This window comes from Sphingobacterium sp. UBA7253, assembly GCF_002472745.1.
GTDB classification, from domain to species: domain Bacteria; phylum Bacteroidota; class Bacteroidia; order Sphingobacteriales; family Sphingobacteriaceae; genus Sphingobacterium; species Sphingobacterium siyangense.
This window is the reverse complement of the sequence record NZ_DKSP01000004.1, coordinates 21199-36568: the sequence shown is the minus strand read 5'-3', so window position 1 is coordinate 36568 and position 15370 is coordinate 21199. Positions and strand designations below refer to the sequence as shown.

19 protein-coding genes and 1 pseudogene are annotated in these 15370 nt (G+C 37.6%); 2 read left to right on the top strand and 18 right to left on the bottom strand.

What is annotated here, in order from left to right; genetic code table 11:
• Nucleotides 1-142 precede the first annotated feature (142 nt).
• A pseudogene (locus B2X72_RS00305) lies at nt 143-349 on the top strand (IS66 family transposase); the annotation flags it as partial.
• Nucleotides 350-397: 48 nt separating this feature from the next.
• On the opposite strand, the gene B2X72_RS00300 reads toward B2X72_RS00305, so the two are convergent.
• The 6 genes from B2X72_RS00300 to B2X72_RS00275 form a co-directional block, all read right to left on the bottom strand.
• Nucleotides 398-1249, bottom strand: coding sequence for a substrate-binding domain-containing protein (locus tag B2X72_RS00300; RefSeq protein ID WP_115049350.1), 852 nt, complete (start codon nt 1247-1249; stop codon nt 398-400).
• A gap of 130 nt (nt 1250-1379) precedes the next feature.
• Complete coding sequence (locus B2X72_RS00295; RefSeq protein WP_262511808.1) at nt 1380-1859, bottom strand: hypothetical protein; 480 nt, start codon at nt 1857-1859, stop codon at nt 1380-1382.
• A gap of 4 nt (nt 1860-1863) precedes the next feature.
• Nucleotides 1864-2076: a hypothetical protein gene (locus B2X72_RS00290; protein WP_052764441.1), complete on the bottom strand. Its 213-nt coding sequence runs from the start codon at nt 2074-2076 to the stop codon at nt 1864-1866.
• Nucleotides 2077-2354: 278 nt separating this feature from the next.
• Nucleotides 2355-2717 carry a hypothetical protein gene (locus B2X72_RS00285; RefSeq protein ID WP_021188776.1) on the bottom strand — a complete coding sequence of 121 codons (363 nt, stop codon included), beginning with the start codon at nt 2715-2717 and terminating at the stop codon, nt 2355-2357.
• 47 nt (nt 2718-2764) lie between these two features.
• Entirely contained in the window at nt 2765-2944 is a 180-nt protein-coding gene (locus tag B2X72_RS00280) for a hypothetical protein (protein ID WP_084825473.1), read from the bottom strand.
• A 137-nt stretch (nt 2945-3081) separates the two neighbouring features.
• The gene (locus B2X72_RS00275; RefSeq protein WP_115046010.1) at nt 3082-3855 is read right to left on the bottom strand and encodes an NIPSNAP family protein; all 774 of its coding nucleotides are present in this window, start codon (nt 3853-3855) and stop codon (nt 3082-3084) included.
• A 305-nt stretch (nt 3856-4160) separates the two neighbouring features.
• Between B2X72_RS00275 and B2X72_RS26575 the strand changes: the two genes are divergently transcribed.
• The gene (locus B2X72_RS26575; RefSeq protein WP_201649433.1) at nt 4161-4274 is read left to right on the top strand and encodes a winged helix-turn-helix transcriptional regulator; all 114 of its coding nucleotides are present in this window, start codon (nt 4161-4163) and stop codon (nt 4272-4274) included.
• A gap of 271 nt (nt 4275-4545) precedes the next feature.
• On the opposite strand, the gene B2X72_RS00270 is transcribed toward B2X72_RS26575, so the two are convergent.
• From B2X72_RS00270 to B2X72_RS00215, 12 genes are all read right to left on the bottom strand, one after another.
• Entirely contained in the window at nt 4546-5406 is an 861-nt protein-coding gene (locus tag B2X72_RS00270; RefSeq protein ID WP_021188773.1) for an RteC domain-containing protein, read from the bottom strand.
• Between the two features lie 86 nt (nt 5407-5492).
• Nucleotides 5493-6077 carry an HD domain-containing protein gene (locus B2X72_RS00265; RefSeq protein ID WP_236590823.1) on the bottom strand — a complete coding sequence of 195 codons (585 nt, stop codon included), beginning with the start codon at nt 6075-6077 and terminating at the stop codon, nt 5493-5495.
• Between the two features lie 68 nt (nt 6078-6145).
• Nucleotides 6146-6835, bottom strand: coding sequence for a VIT1/CCC1 transporter family protein (locus tag B2X72_RS00260; RefSeq protein ID WP_115046016.1), 690 nt, complete (start codon nt 6833-6835; stop codon nt 6146-6148).
• A 165-nt stretch (nt 6836-7000) separates the two neighbouring features.
• Entirely contained in the window at nt 7001-9499 is a 2499-nt protein-coding gene (locus tag B2X72_RS00255) for a cation-translocating P-type ATPase (protein ID WP_115046018.1), read from the bottom strand.
• 98 nt (nt 9500-9597) lie between these two features.
• Nucleotides 9598-10173 carry a cytochrome b/b6 domain-containing protein gene (locus B2X72_RS00250; RefSeq protein ID WP_021188771.1) on the bottom strand — a complete coding sequence of 192 codons (576 nt, stop codon included), beginning with the start codon at nt 10171-10173 and terminating at the stop codon, nt 9598-9600.
• 3 nt (nt 10174-10176) lie between these two features.
• A complete protein-coding gene (locus tag B2X72_RS00245; RefSeq protein WP_115046020.1) occupies nt 10177-10932 on the bottom strand; it encodes a phosphatase PAP2 family protein in 756 nt (251 codons plus the stop codon).
• Between the two features lie 2 nt (nt 10933-10934).
• Nucleotides 10935-12116 carry a DUF3570 domain-containing protein gene (locus B2X72_RS00240; RefSeq protein WP_021188769.1) on the bottom strand — a complete coding sequence of 394 codons (1182 nt, stop codon included), beginning with the start codon at nt 12114-12116 and terminating at the stop codon, nt 10935-10937.
• A 31-nt stretch (nt 12117-12147) separates the two neighbouring features.
• Nucleotides 12148-12366 (bottom strand): DUF4266 domain-containing protein, encoded by a 219-nt coding sequence (locus B2X72_RS00235; RefSeq protein ID WP_021188768.1) that lies wholly within the window; start codon nt 12364-12366, stop codon nt 12148-12150.
• The gene (locus B2X72_RS00230; protein ID WP_021188767.1) at nt 12363-13292 is read right to left on the bottom strand and encodes an FAD:protein FMN transferase; all 930 of its coding nucleotides are present in this window, start codon (nt 13290-13292) and stop codon (nt 12363-12365) included. Before B2X72_RS00230 ends, B2X72_RS00235 begins: the two co-directional genes overlap by 4 nt.
• The gene (locus tag B2X72_RS00225; RefSeq protein WP_021188766.1) at nt 13289-13729 is read right to left on the bottom strand and encodes a thioredoxin family protein; all 441 of its coding nucleotides are present in this window, start codon (nt 13727-13729) and stop codon (nt 13289-13291) included. The genes B2X72_RS00230 and B2X72_RS00225 overlap by 4 nt, the downstream gene beginning before the upstream one ends.
• 108 nt (nt 13730-13837) lie before the next feature.
• Nucleotides 13838-15007, bottom strand: coding sequence for an efflux RND transporter periplasmic adaptor subunit (locus B2X72_RS00220; RefSeq protein ID WP_286735076.1), 1170 nt, complete (start codon nt 15005-15007; stop codon nt 13838-13840).
• 12 nt (nt 15008-15019) lie between these two features.
• The coding region (locus tag B2X72_RS00215) for a TolC family protein (protein ID WP_286847990.1) at nt 15020-15370 on the bottom strand (351 nt) is incomplete at its 5' end.

The following is a 15370-nucleotide window of genomic DNA, read 5'->3' as shown; positions in this document are numbered from 1 at the left end:
TGCATATTCCGATGATGTTGACCCCATTCCGGGCATACTGACCCCCCTGATTTTGGTTCAAGGGTTATCATTACCAATGACCTGACAATATTACCTTTTTTTTCTTAGACTTTCTCCCAGGTTATGTAAAACTTTACATAACCTGGGCCGGAAAAATTACCTCTTCGCCGGAAGCCATGAAGCAGCACAGCGTGCAGCGATGATCTACTCATTCTTTGCTATCTGCAAAAAGCATGATGTCAACCCTTTCGAGTGGTTAAAGCATACGCTGCAAAACATCATGTCAATAAACCATAAAAACTTAAAGAATCTTTATCCGCAGAACTTTAAAAAATCAACAGAACTGTAGTTCATAGGACGGATACATAGTTATTCGTTGTTTGTACTGCATGTTATTTTAGTGAATAAGGTAATAACCTGAGTTTTCGATGATCTTAGTCCCTTCACCCTTTGTCTCAAATTGAATAAATGAAAGCACTTTGCTCCATGATTTTTCGGGAATAAACTGATAGAGGGGGCGTTGAAAGAAGTATAATCTGTTTTTTATAGCTGTTGGGTCTAATGGGGATATGGCAATGGAATCCACGTTGTTTTTGATTTTCAATACCTTGATTCCATTGTTGTCTTGAATCTTCTTCGAAATATAACCAGCCCCGACATAACCGATACCAGACTTGTCAATTTTGATGGCTTCCAGAATTTGTGCGTTTCCGGTCATTTCCTTCGCCTTTTGACTATAGGCTATTTTTAGCTTTTTGCGAATAAATGAGTAAGTACCTGAGCTGCTCTGCCTGCCGTATATGTTTATTGGAACATGCTGTCCGCTTACTGATTCCCAGTTTTCGACTTCGCCACTCATGATTTTTGATAGTGTATTTACGTCCAGCTCCGTGATGGGATTATCACTGTGAACGACAAATGCAGTGGCATCTTCGGCAAAAACAACAGTCTTTAAAGGCATATTGTTCTTTTTGAAGAGCGCCAGTTCTTCTTCGGTCAGGGGACGTGATGAGTTGGCGATATCTGCTTGTCCATTTAATAGCGAAGTAATACCGAGTCCCGAGCCTCCGCCTGAAATGGCCATACTGAATGTAGGGTCCGTTTGGTTATATGCTTCGGCTAAATTAACGGCGAGATTGACCTCCGTATCTGAACCTTTCATTTTGATGGTGTGGTCGGTATTATCGCAAGACAGAAAAATGATATTAAGACCAAATAGGATTATAAAAACAAGGCGATATAAAATCATATTACTCATTATCACCAAAATAAAAAAATAAAAATGATCCTATGTTTACAAAATATTATCTTTTTATGAATATAAGATAGTATTTTGCTTACTATTTTTTTAAAAAAACGTTAGAAAAAGCTAAAGTAGCTTATAAATAACAGCTTACGAGGCGATCTATCGTTGTCGGTAACGATTTAGTAATGGTGCTCATCGCATTCAAATTCTTCGAATTTCCTTGTAAATCAATTACAAAAGTACAAAAAAAATGGGATGGAATATTCCTGCTCTTACTCATTTTTTGAGAACCATCTATTCCTAAAATCACAGGAGTTTCACTTAATAAACCAATCGGTTCTTTAAAAACATTTGTTTTAAATTTCGTATTAAACCTTTTTGTTATTGTTCTTGCCATTTCAATATGAGGGAGTTGGTCTTTCCCGACAGGAACAACATCACTTTTACAAAATAAAATATCAGCCGCCTGATGAACGGGATATGTATACATTCCGGCATTGATAACACTTTGACCCGAAGCTGTAATTTCTTCCTTTGTAGTGGGATTTCTATTAAGTTCTGCATTTGAAACCAATGATAAAAATGGTATCGTTAGTTGATTAAGTTCCGGTATGTGACTAGGGGGAAAAAATATGTGTCTTATTTTTTAAAGGGTCTAATCCACAAGCCAAATAATCTAAAGTAAGTTCTGTAACGAATTTAGAAATATCCTGAAAAATATCTCTATCAGTTAATACTTGATAATCTGCAATTAAAATATAGGTTTCCACACCCAAATCTTGCAAACGAACTCTATTTTGTAATGAATCAAAATAATGTCCAATGTGCAAATTCCCAGTAGGTCTATCTCCAGTTAAAACTCTATGTTTTGAGGATTAAGATGTAAATCCTTTTCTAAGTCATTACTTCTTTTAATAGCAATATCTAATGATGTATAGTTAATCTCTTTATTATTTGAATCTGTCATATTTTAAAATTAGAATTTGGGATGGTGCGGAAATAGCGAACCGTCAGCCGAGTTTTGTCCTAAAGTTAAATAGAATTACCAAAGTCGAGCATTTAATGTCAAGCCGCACTATTGCAAATACCCTGTTAGCGGTTCGTTGTTCTATTTTTCATCTTTCTCAATAGCAATAATTGGCTGGTCAATACTCCATTTCCAAGTTCCGTCATTTTGTTGTCGCGCAACTTCGGCAGTCACAAATCCATTTAAAAGTCTGGATGAAGTCAACGCTAAATTTCCATTGATAATTGCTGGTCGCTGTTGACCTTTTTCAAATATAGGTTTATCAACCAATAATGAAATGTAAAAATCTCCTATTTCTACTTTACCTTTAGCAAATGAGTGATTTCTGTCTGTAATTAAAACAGCGTCATCTTCATATATTGATATTAGTCCATCAATATTTCCTGTGTTTATGTATTCCAAAAATAAGTCTGTAATATCTTCTGGTTTTAATGCTTTTTCCATTGTTTGTTAGTCGCTTTATTTTTAACTTGTCATGATATTTTTTAGGGTTACTTTGTCTTTGTTACAATGACCACTAATGACACGTAGCAAAAGTCAATGGCCATAGCTACACCAATAGCAATGCTGGCCACTGATAATATAACATTATTTGCACCAAGGACTGCCGCTCTAAGCCAATTAGTTTTATGGATATAATGGTTGTCGAAATAGTTATCGAAATTACTCATTTCATTATTTTGTGTGTTATTTTGTTCTTTAACTTTAATCTCATGCCAGTATGCCTCCTTTAGAATTTAACACAATACCGGTGAACTTTTCTTTGAAGACGGACATTATAAGGGAAGTAGGGTTTTAGCTGAAAGGTTTAATAGTCTGAATAAGCAGTAGCCTTCATCAGTATGATGTCTGCCTTGGAAACATTTTTTTGATATTCGGGTTTTGCAGACAAAGTTTTCCATTCATTATCGTCTCCGAAAGTTTTCCAATGGGCATCTCGATCTTTCATGTTTTCAAAACTTGTCATATACATAAGGTTGGGCATATGGCTGCCTGTAATTACCTCCGCATAAAAAACTGCATTGAAGTTTAATCTTTTAAAAAGAGGCACCTCACCCCCTTCATTAAACATGTGCACCTTATTACGATAAATCTTTTCAGTATGTCCTTCGTAACTTCTTAACTCATACACGTGTTCTGCTTTCGGTAAGCTAAGCTTAGGCAATTGCATCAGCGGTGCTGTTTTGAATGCTTTTAAAAAAATAGATTCAAATCGTGTATACGGTGGGGTCGTATACGGGGCATTGATATATTCATCTCCTGCTTTCATGTAGTCAGCGTTTCTTTCAAGTTGGGAAGGTATGCTAATCATTTGCTCTGCAGAAGCTAAAGGAAGAATTACATATATGTATTTTTTTGTTGCCGTATCATTTGCAATCGGTTTAAACACACCAATACTTTTTATTCCCAATTTGTGAGCGGCAGGAATAAAGGCTTTTTCATAATATTTATCAATAATATTTTCCTGTTCTATGGTGTTAAAATGATAAACTTTTATTTCATAAAACTCCTGTTTTTTCTGTGCAGATATTCCAGTGCTGAATAGCAGCATAGCGGCAAATAAAAAAATGAAATATCGCATATTTATTTTCTGTTTCCATAAAGGTATAAAAACCACTCCTTATATTCAATAAAACAATTGAATATTTATTTTGCAGGGTAAAAAATGCCCCTGGTGAAAGCAAGTCCGTGACTGGCTACTTTTCCTGTAGTACCAAACGCTGTAAATCTGGGTCATTCTTAATGCGTTCCATTTCACTTTCAATAATCCCTGCACTATTCTGCCTCACCCGCCTCTAATTAGTTTCGATTTCCAGCTTCACATTATCTGCCCTGTTTTTTTGATAAGAGATAATATCTGCGGTATCTTTTTCTACTACGATTACGGTGGAGTATGAACTGACCCAATCGGGTGAATCGTTCAAAACAGTCCTTGAATCTATGATTGAATGGGGATTGCAGCACAGTGAATTAACCCTCCATACAAAACAGCCTGATTGAGTATGCCCGGGTCTAATGTCTTTCTTTTATTACACTTTGGATAGAAAAATCTTACCCAAGTTGGGCATAGCTTGGGCTTTTTATTCATTTTAAAGTATAAATTTTGTATTTGCGGAATTTTCCGCTTATAAAATTTATAGGATATGAATTTCTCATTGAGTACTATACTTTCTGAAATCGAGCGTCAAGAACGCAATATTTCAGCAAAAGCAGATCACTTGATAGACGAGTCTTATCAGATGATGGACTTACCCCCAAAAGCTGGAGACATTTATTTATCAGTGAAAAAAAGGCTACGCATATTGTTTAAGGTAATCCCTTTCTTTTTCACAGGGAGTTGCGCAGCGCATAGGCTGTCAAGAAACTTCGTCCGGTTTATTTTTCTGGATTTAAGTTCCATAAATGTATGATAAAAGTCACCCAAACTGATATTGAATGTACTTTCAAATGTTTTGGCGATGACTTTGATGTCTGCATTTCTAAATACCCCTTGTGAATATAAGGCGTAAATCAATTCGGTTAAAGCGGTTTTGTTGCCTGTCCAGTTTAAAGGTGGGTTATTGGATTTTTTATGATTACAATTATAATTAGTATTATTTAGCTGATCTTCAAGATAGAGTTGTATCAGGTCATTGGCAATAATCTTTGCAGCTTTATAATCGTGGGAAGTGGAAAATCTATGGTCTGTTTCAAAATAAACAGTGTCCAAACTTAATTTTATATCATGTTTTCCTAGAACAAACAGCTTTTCATCGACAAAGGAATTGTTCGTTCGGTAGTATTTATAAAATTCGAGATTGTTGTCAAAATACCTTTTCAATTTTTTCAATTCTTCTCTAAAGTATTTCCGAATAGCCTTTGCGTCATTAGGCTTCTTAGTTTCAATTTTATAAATGGCATTATAGTAAATTAGTTTTGAAACAATGGTAGGTTTCAGATTTTTGAAAAAGTGGATTTCTTCATTAATGTCTTTAAACCCAATTTTTACTACAAATTGTTTTAAATCAGCTATTTTTTCTATAGTTAAGCCAATAGCCTTTTCGTATATCGCTAAAGAGTCATTCAATTCGACAGATAACTCATTAATTTCATCATCTAATTCTCTTATTATATTTTTACAATAATCTTTCATTTAAAAGCTAGTTTAAAATGGTTATTCGTTAAAGTGTTTCCCTTGTATTAAATCATAAATATTCAATAATAAAATTATTTGCATTCTTAAGAAGCCTTTATCAAACTTTTGAGATAAGCCACATTCGCATTCTTTCCGGCTAAGAGCCTGTCCTTGCAATAAGTGGTATAAAATTGGTGCTTATTGAGAAAGACCAATGATTTTTGTAATTTATCAGCTATTTTTTTCTTGGTACGTTGCTCTGTTTCTTTCCATACAAGTTTATCTATTTGTCGAAAATCATGGGTTCCTAAATGATATACATCAGCGTCCCTTAAAATCTCTTCGATCAAACCTTCAGGTTCAGCGTTTAACACTGTTGCCATAATTGCTTTGCTTATTTCAGCAATAGTACTGGGATCAATTTTCTGGCTATGTAGAAATTGTTCCATAATATATGCCCCTCTTTTTTCATGACCATCCATTGGCCCCAATAATTGACCGGTATCATGAAACCATGCCGCTGCGAACAAAACAAATCTTTCCTTATCGTTTAAATGATAAAAATCTGCCATTTCGGTTGCGTTTTTAACAACGGTCTGTGTATGTTCCAGATTATGGTAGCACAGATCCGGTGTAGTCCGCAATTCAAATAGGCGGACTACATACTTCTTTATTCTTTCTAAGTACATTTGCATCGATATTCAGTTGTCATTCATATTAAAATTGAATATTCATTTGATTTTGTTATTCATCTTTCTCAGGAAACATTTACACCAAATACATGCCCTACAATAGCAGTTACGGCCATTGCAATAGTTCCCCAGAAGCAGATTCTCATGACGGCTACCCCAATGTTGGATCCTCCGGTTTTAGCCGCTAAAGCCCCCAAAATCATCAGAAAAACAATTGAAAAAGCATATTGGTAATACACCATATCTTTTTCTGGAGCAAAAATTGCGAGAATCATTGGCAATGCAGCACCTGAAAGAAAGGAGAAAAAAGATGCTATGGAGGCCTGAAAAGGCTTTGCTATCGTAATTTCATTTATTCCCAATTCATCTTTTGCATGTGCTTCTAAAGCGTCGTGATCTGTTAGTTCTTTCGCGACGAGCATTGCGGTTTCTTTGCTTACCCCTCTTTTTTCATAAATTTTTGCTAATTCGTGGAGTTCAATTTCAGGCATTTTTTCTAACTCCATCTTCTCCCTGTTGATGTCCGACTTTTCTGTATCCGACTGTGAGCTTACAGAAACATATTCTCCTGCGGCCATCGACATAGCGCCTGCGATGGTTCCTGCCAAAGCTGCCAAAATTATAGCATGTCGGTTGGGCTCTGCGGCGGCAACGCCGATTACAATACTTGTGGTGGAAAGCAATCCGTCATTAGCGCCTAAAACAGCCGCCCTTAGCCAACCCACTCTGTTTACATAATGTTTTTCCAATTCCATTTTTGTAGTTATTTATATTGTTTAGTTTAAATTATTTTATTCTCCATCAATCATCTTGGATACGATTCCTTTTTTATTTGTCAATTCACCAATTACGATATTCACGGCATATTTTCCTTTGTGGAGGTTTTAAAAGTAATCTCGCATTGCAAAATCATTGCTTTATTATCTTCTTTTTATCCATTTATACATCTCAAACCACAGAACCGAAGCCGCCGAAATTAAATACGACATTCCTAATTCCGGGATGTTCAACCCGGTTACATTAAAGAAATCAGCAAAACGGGGTATATACAATATGGCAAAAAGTAATGCCAACGTTGCTCCGATGATAACCGGAAATAAACGGTTTTTGTATTTGAAGCTGTCGAATATACTATAAGTGAGAGAGCGGTTCGCTAGACTCAAAAATATATTGGAAAAAATTAAGGTAGTAAAAACCATTGCTCTTGTAGTTTCTTCGTTACTTCCCTTTTGAACGGCAAATTGATAAACGAATAATACACCTGCTGTAATTATCAAGCCTTGAATAATGCTGATGCTTAATTCTTTCCGGTTCAGAAAGGTTTCTGTCATTTTACGTGGCTTTTGTAACATTGCATTTTTCTCTATCGGTTCGTTTTCATAGACAATGGAACAGGTTGGCCCCATAATGAGCTCCAGAAAAATAACATGTACCGGCGTAAAAATATGCGGGTAAATCCAACCTAAAAACAAAGGCAGTGAAACGGTGAGAATAATCGGAATATGAATAGAGATAATATACTGAATAGCTTTTTTGATATTGGCGTAAATCCGGCGCCCTGCAGCAATTCCTGTAATGAGTTTGTCTAAATCATCGTTGGTAATCACCAGTGAGGCTGCTGCTTTGGCTATTTCTGTTCCTTTGTTTCCCATAGCGACACCAATATGAGCGGCTTTCAGTGCAGGGGCATCGTTCACACCATCACCCAACATAGCCACCACTTCTCCGTTTTGCTTCAAAGCGTTTACTATTGCCAGCTTTGCTTCGGGAAACATCCTTGTAAATAAGGTTGTTGTCTTTGAAAGCTCTATTAATTCTACTTCGGAATGATGAATGATTTCAGCACCATTAACAGCCGGAGTATGGTTGACAATACCCGCTTGTCGGGCAATGGCATTTGTGGTGTCGGCATTGTCGCCTGTAATCACTTTTACTTTAATTCCGGCATCGTAAATTTTCTTGAATACTTGCTGGATATTTTTTTTAGGAGGGTCGTAAAACACAGTAAATCCTAAAAAATCAAAATTGAAATCCTGCTGTTTTTCGGGAAAATTGTTTCCCTTAAAATAACATTTGGCAACGCCTAATATCCGGTAACCTTGTTTGCCAAAATCACTGATATGCTGACGCAGTTTGTCTTTTTCGTATTCCGAAAGATTGGAAACAGCAAGAATGGCTTCGGGAGCACCTTTGGCTGCCACTATTCTTTCGCCAGAATGGTTTTCAAAAAGATGCGTCATCATCGGAGGCTTACCGTCCAACGGATATTCGTGCACCATTTGAAAATCTTTCCGTCGGTCATTCGGTTGAGCTTGCTCATAAATCTCATGAAGTGTTTTTTCCATCGGATCAAACGGAACGGGTTCACTGCTCCACATCGCAAACTCAATGAGTTCGGAAAGTTCGGGTGCATTGAAACGTTCTTCGTCAAAAACCTGATTGGATTTGTAATCGAAAAGGGCTTTCAGTCGCATGGAGTTTTCAGTAATTGTTCCGGTTTTATCTGTACAAATTACAGTAGTGCTTCCCAGTGTTTCTACCACGCTGCTACGCTTGATTATTATACCTTCACGCATTAGTTTCCACGCTCCCAATGCCATAAACGTAGTGAAAGCCACGGGAATTTCTTCCGGTAAAATGGACATTGCCAAAGTCAGCCCGACCAATAGACTTTCTATAATATTCCGTGATTGCCAGAAACTGTATGCCCAAACCATCAGAAAAACCACTATTCCAATAACTGCCATCCATTTTACAAATTTGGTAATCTGGATTTGCAGTGGTGAACGCTCTTCTTTAATCTCCTGAATGGATTTTCCGATTTTTCCCAGCTTGGTTTCTGAACCGATTTTTTCTACTTTAAAAACCGCCAGTCCTGAAACTGTCAAAGTACCGCTATATATTTTTCTGTCTTCGGTATCCTGATTTTTAAACACAGAAAAACTTTCTCCTGTAAGAGAGGCTTCATTTACGGAAAAATCATTGCTGTGCACTATTTCACCATCGGCATTAATCATTTTTCCTTCCTCAGTAATGCATAAATCGCCCACGGCAATTTCGTGGGTAGCAATTTGTATTACTTTTGAATTTCGGATAACCGTGCTGAGTGGTTCGTTCAGTTTTTGCAGCGCTTCCAGTGCCTTTTTGCTGCGATTGTCCTGATAGAATGAGATACCTGAAACAGCTATGATTGCTCCCAACATAAAAGCCGCTTCGGAATAATTGCCCACAATCACATAGATGACAGCCACTGCAATGAGTAAAAGCAACATCGGTTCTTTGAGAATAGCCAATAACATATTGTACCAGGTATTCTTTTTTATACTGTCTGAGTGGTTATAACCAAATTTATTTTGGGAAATTTTTAGCTCTTCTTCCGAAAGACCTGTGAGATGTTTTGGAATATTATAGGTTGTCATATTTTTTAATTTTAGATGATTAGTTTCAAGTATTGAAACTGCTTTCGGAATAACTAAATTAATAGGTTACCAATTATTTTTTAATATGAATTATTTATTTATTCTCCACCGATCATCTTGGAAACGATTCCTCTTTTATTTGTCAATTCACCAATTACGATTCCGCCAAAATGCAATAAAATGAATATCGGGAACCAATAAACTGCCCATTTGTGTATCGCAGATATCTGGTCACTCCATTGGCCATCTACCCATTTCAGGTAAAATCCCGTAATGATAGAAACGGCGACAAACAAGTAAAAAACGATATAAATAAATCCTTGCATTCTTTCCTTTACCGACTGGGATTTCTTCAACGGATCAGGAAATTTAATTCCCTTTACAAGCATATAAACTATCCTTGCCAAAAATGCCAGAACCATCATGTAGGCAGCATATTCATGCCATTCCCACATCGGTTTTTGAATGCTTTTTACCATAGATATTATCTGTTCCTTTTCCAGGGAAATGTTGTGCCTTTGCATCCCGGTTTGAACGGTATTAATAATTGTTTTTTTGCTCATCCAGTACATCCGTAAAAATCCGGTAATAAATAAAACAGACATTAATAGTGCAACCGACCAATGTAAGATCCGGTGGGTTGCCGTAAACTGATTTTTATTTTCTTTTTTCATTTTTTAAAATATTTTAATAATTCCTAATCCAAATTGTTTTGTTTGATAAGTGGGCAGAATAACCAATGATGACTGATTCTTTTTGCCGGTAAACCATTTTGAAATGGTCGGAAATAACCAATAAGCCATTTCTGTAGACAGAATGCCAATACCTGCACCGGCAATTACATCCCCAACCCAATGTTTGTCATTAAAAACCCGGTAGATGCCTGTCATGGCAGCAATCGGGTAGCCGGAAATACTTAGCCAAAAATTGGTTTCGTTATATTCCCTGAACATAAAATGTGCGGATGAAAAAGCCGTAGCCGTATGACCTGATGGAAAAGAAGTCTTACTGGAACCATCCGGACGTTCCTCGCCAACTAACTGTTTGGTGGGTAAAACGATTGCTGCCGATAGGAGTTGTGAGGTTATATAAATGATGGTTCTATCCTTAAAATTGTGCTTCCCTTTTACACCGGCCAGATTTAGTCCATAAACGGCAATAGCAGGTACATACTGTGTATAGTTGTCAATCTTGGCTCCGGGCAAGATATGTTCCATGCTCTCGTAACGGGTCGATTGGTTAAGCTTTTTCAAGTCATCGGACATTAAACTTAAAATACCATACGATACCAGAACTGAAGGAATGATGAGCTTCTTTGCCGAAAACTGATATACAGGATCTGTCTTTTGGGATATTACGCTACTGTCTGCCTCCATCTTTTGAGAAAAAAGTAACGTTGGGCATACAAGGAATACTAAGAATAGATATTTCATTTTTATTTAAACTTGAGGTTCAACGAAATAATATCACCCTTCATACCCGTTGTTTTTGTATAATGCCCATAGCGAATCTCAATCATATTGAATTTTGAGATTCCGAATAATCCGTTAGGAAGATTGAAACGCGCACCCATACCAAAGAACTGGCTGTTGAATTTGGACAGATCATAATTGCTGGTATAAAACTCGTTTGATTCGCTGTGTGTCTGATAAGCACCGAAATACTTCACCGCAGTCTGTGTATAATACCTGTAGAAAGGACTGAGCGAGACAAAAGGAGATAATTTTACGGGTGTTTCTATGTTGAAAGTATGGGAATTTATACCCCAGTTATCTGTATAATAGCGGTAGTAGGTACGAATAATGAACCTGTCACCTAAGAAATAATTGGCACGGAACCCCAAAGGAAGTTTGAACCTATTATCGGGAAGTTTTTCCTGATGTACACTATTATCAGAAAAATATACCCGGTGGAACGGCAGGCTCAATAGTCCATTTTGCTGAACGGCATCTACAAGAAATACGAGCTGCAAATTGGCATTGATAATCTGCGAATAGGAAAGTGATGCTGCGAAAGTATTCCGACCTTTTGTTCCGGCGTCTTCCTTTGTTCCGTAGGTTCTCAATTCTATTGGCGCAATAAGTTTTACCTGATCGAGATACCCATGAAGATTAGCCGTAAATTCCCCCATTTTATTGGCTGTTTTCTTAGAGAATCCAATATTTGCCCCAAATGACTGGTAGTCAAATTCCGTGGAAGAAGATACACCTGCCATAAAACTATTCCCTTTTTCTTCATTCTCCAGTTGCCAGGTTAATGATGGATAAACTCGGGTGTCACTACTCGATGCAGAAGAATTGGCTTTCAAATCTATCCTATCAGAGGAAGCTGAAGTATAGTGGTCTACACCCAATTCTCCTACAAAGGTGTGCTTGCGTTTTTTCTTGTCATACCGGATGAGTTTTACATTGATGATATTGGAAATATCTGTCAGCTTTTCTGTTCCGATACCGCCTGTTACCGCAGAATTGTTTCCATCCTGCCTGTAATAACTCGACACTAAGTTCACTTCATCCACCTTTAGTTTTCTTACCGAAGCAGAATCTTCTTTTATCTGCTGTGCCTGGACCTGATAAAAACTAAGAAGTCCTAACGCACTTATATATATTCGTTTCATTTTTCTTTTTTATGTTAGCATTTCACTGATTTTAATTACATCCGCAACCTCCGCCACTTTTCCCCGCATTGGCTCCGGAAGCACCTTCACGGTATGATTGAAAGTTCAGTTCAGTCCTTTCTATGGTACGATTGCTCAGTATCATTTCGGCATCGTTGAGTTTGTTCTTCTGATACTCTTTCACAGTGGTGCAAGAGCCAAGCAATAATGTACCGATAGCGCCTAACAGAATTATCTTATTTGTTCTCATAATAAATTGATATTTTTTGAAGTGAATATTTTGTTTTTATCATCTATGATGATGCATTCTATTTGATGGATTTGGTTAATCATTTCCAATCCTGCCTTAACGCCCATAATACTTACAGGTGTAGCCATCGCATCTGCGATCTCTGCATTGGGGCAGATAACCGTTACACTTTTAATCCCGGTAATCGGCATTCCTGTTTTGGGGTTGATGGTGTGTGAATATTTTTTTCCGCCAATCTTCACATATTTTTCATAGTTGCCCGAGGTGGCAATAGCCGTGTCTGTAAGGTTCAGATAAGAAAATGGCAGCCGGGCCTGATCAGGATTGGCAATTCCTATCGTCCAGGGTTTGCCGTTTGCCTGTGTACCCCAAACGGTTAAATCGCCTGAAGCATTGATGATACCAGAACCCACACCTTGCTTTTGCAAAATGTCCTTAGCCATTTCTGCGGCATAACCTTTCCCAATACCACCGAAACCGATACGCATCCCTTTTTCTTTGAGATAGACAGTACTGCTTTCCCTGTTCAGGAGTACGTTTTGATAATTGATGAGATAAACCATTTTCTTCGCTGTTTCAGCATCAGGGAGCTTGGTCATTGACCTGTCAAAATTCCACAGACCTTTATCTACCCCACCGTAAGTGATGTCAAAAAAACCGTTTGTAATGCTGCTGATGCGAAGGCTCCGCTCTATCAGGTTAAAAACTTCGGTATCTACCTTCACCGGCTGTATCCCGGCATTGTCATTAATCAGGTTTGTCTGGCTATCTGATTTATATGTGGTAAATAACTGCTCTATGCGTTTAATCTCCGCAATGGCAGAATCAATTTGCCGATGGGCTACAATCTCATCTGCGCCCACAACGGTGATTTCAAAAGCATTCCCCATCAGCTTTTCGGTTTTGCGAAATTCCTTTAGTGTCATTTTCTTACTTTTTTATATTGGGTGATGATTTCGTTCGTAAATCCTTCCACACCAACTTTTGGGAGGCCTTCCCAGGTTTTCAATACTTTTCCATCTTCATCCAATAAAAGTGTATAAGGGAAAGCACCACCGGGATTATATTGCTCCGCCAAAGCCTCATTTTCCTTTATGGTTTGGGATAGCGGTTGGTTTTTCTTTTTCCTGGGAAAATCAGCATTTACATACACCAAAAGACTATCAGCCATTTGTTTGTAAGTTTCATTTTCAAAAATGGTTTTGTGCATTTTGATGCAGGGCACGCACCAATCCGAACCGGAAAAATTTAACAGGATCAGCCGGTGCTGCTCTTTAGCCTGTTGTTTTGCATTATTTATTGTGGTCTGACCAAATGCATGGAACACGACGATCAAATTGAGTATCAAGAGAATCTTTTTCATTGTTTTAATTTTATAAATGAGTTCTTAATATGATAGTCTTTGAAATTGTAACCCGGTTGCTCAACTCCAATAACTACTTGGGTTTGCAATTTTTTGCGCTGTATGATGTTACTCTTCATCTTCCGTATTTTTTAATTTCATCAGAAGCGTGTAGGCATTTTTAGAAACGATGTTTTTACCTGTAAAATCGTCTGCGTTTACAATTTGGACAAAGCCGTTTTCTTTTGCGCCTACGGTTACGGGTAGCATTTTATAAGTTTGTTTTGCGGTTTGCACAAACACGTAATCCTTTCCCTCAAAATTCACCACGCTTTCTTCCGGAACGGCATGGGCGAACGTGGTTTTGGCTTCTATTTCAGCATTCATATACATGCCTGGGGATAGGCTTACACTGGGAGATTCAAAATGACAATGCACTTCCGAAATACCACCGTCCCCAACATTTCTACTAATGAGAATGATCTCTCCTTGATATTTTTTATCGGGTTCTGCATTGGAATAGGCCAGTAGTTTTTGTCCGATTTTCAGTTTATCTAAATCATTTTCGTAGACTTTCAGATTGAGGCGCAAATCATTGGGATTGACCAATTCAAATAATACATCTGAAGGGTTTACGTATTTCCCGATGTTCACATTTACCTTGCTCACAAAGCCATTGATTGCGCTGTAAACCGGAATAGTTTTGGTGATTTTATCCGCCGACAGGCTATTGGGATTGATGTTGATAAGACGTAATTGCTGCGCCAGGGCATTCATCATAATTTGTTGGTTATTCATCTCTGCCTGTGCCGTCTGCATCACCTTGTCGCTGCTGGCCTGGCTTTGGTTAAGGTCTTTTTGTCGCTGATAGTCCAGTTGCGCAAAGTGCAGTTTTGATTTGGCCTGCAAATAATCCTGTTGCAGCTTTATATATTGTGGATCTTCCATAACGGCAATCGTTTCTCCTTTTCGTACATACATTCCCGGCAGTAAGCGGGTACTTTTCAAGAAACCGCCCAATAGCACGTTTACCGAAATCAGGTTTTGTGGCGGGACATCTATTTTCCCATTTAGTTTTAAAACAGAAGCAATGTTTTTTTCTGAAAGACGTACCGTTTCAACCGCCGCATTCTTTAATTGGGCATCTGTTAACACGACGGTGTTGCTTTCATTTACAACAGCTTGTTTAACCGCTTCCTCAGGTTTGTTTTGGCATTGGACCAACAACAATATTCCTAAAGTGGGAAATAACATTTTTAGCTTGCCCAGGCTTTTATTTTTTATATTGAATGAATACATTGTTATAAGAATTTAATTGATATAATTGATTTGTATGATAGTATCGTTCAGTGCTTTGACAGCATCAGCATAATTGCTTTGAATGTTGATGGCCTGATTAATGAGTATCACAAAATCCAGGTAATTGATTTCCCCATTAACGAACTGCTTTTGTATTGTTTCTGTAACGACATCTGCACTTTTAAGTCCTTCATTTTCATAATAGTTTACAATCTCTAGATTGCTCCGGTAACTTTCCAAGAATTGTTTGTACCTGTTCTGCAAATAAGCACCTGTAGCCTGCAATTGGTTTTCTGTAATACTTTCGGTGATTTTAGAAGCATTGACTCTCGCTCTCTGCGCCTGTGAAAAAACAGGAATAGA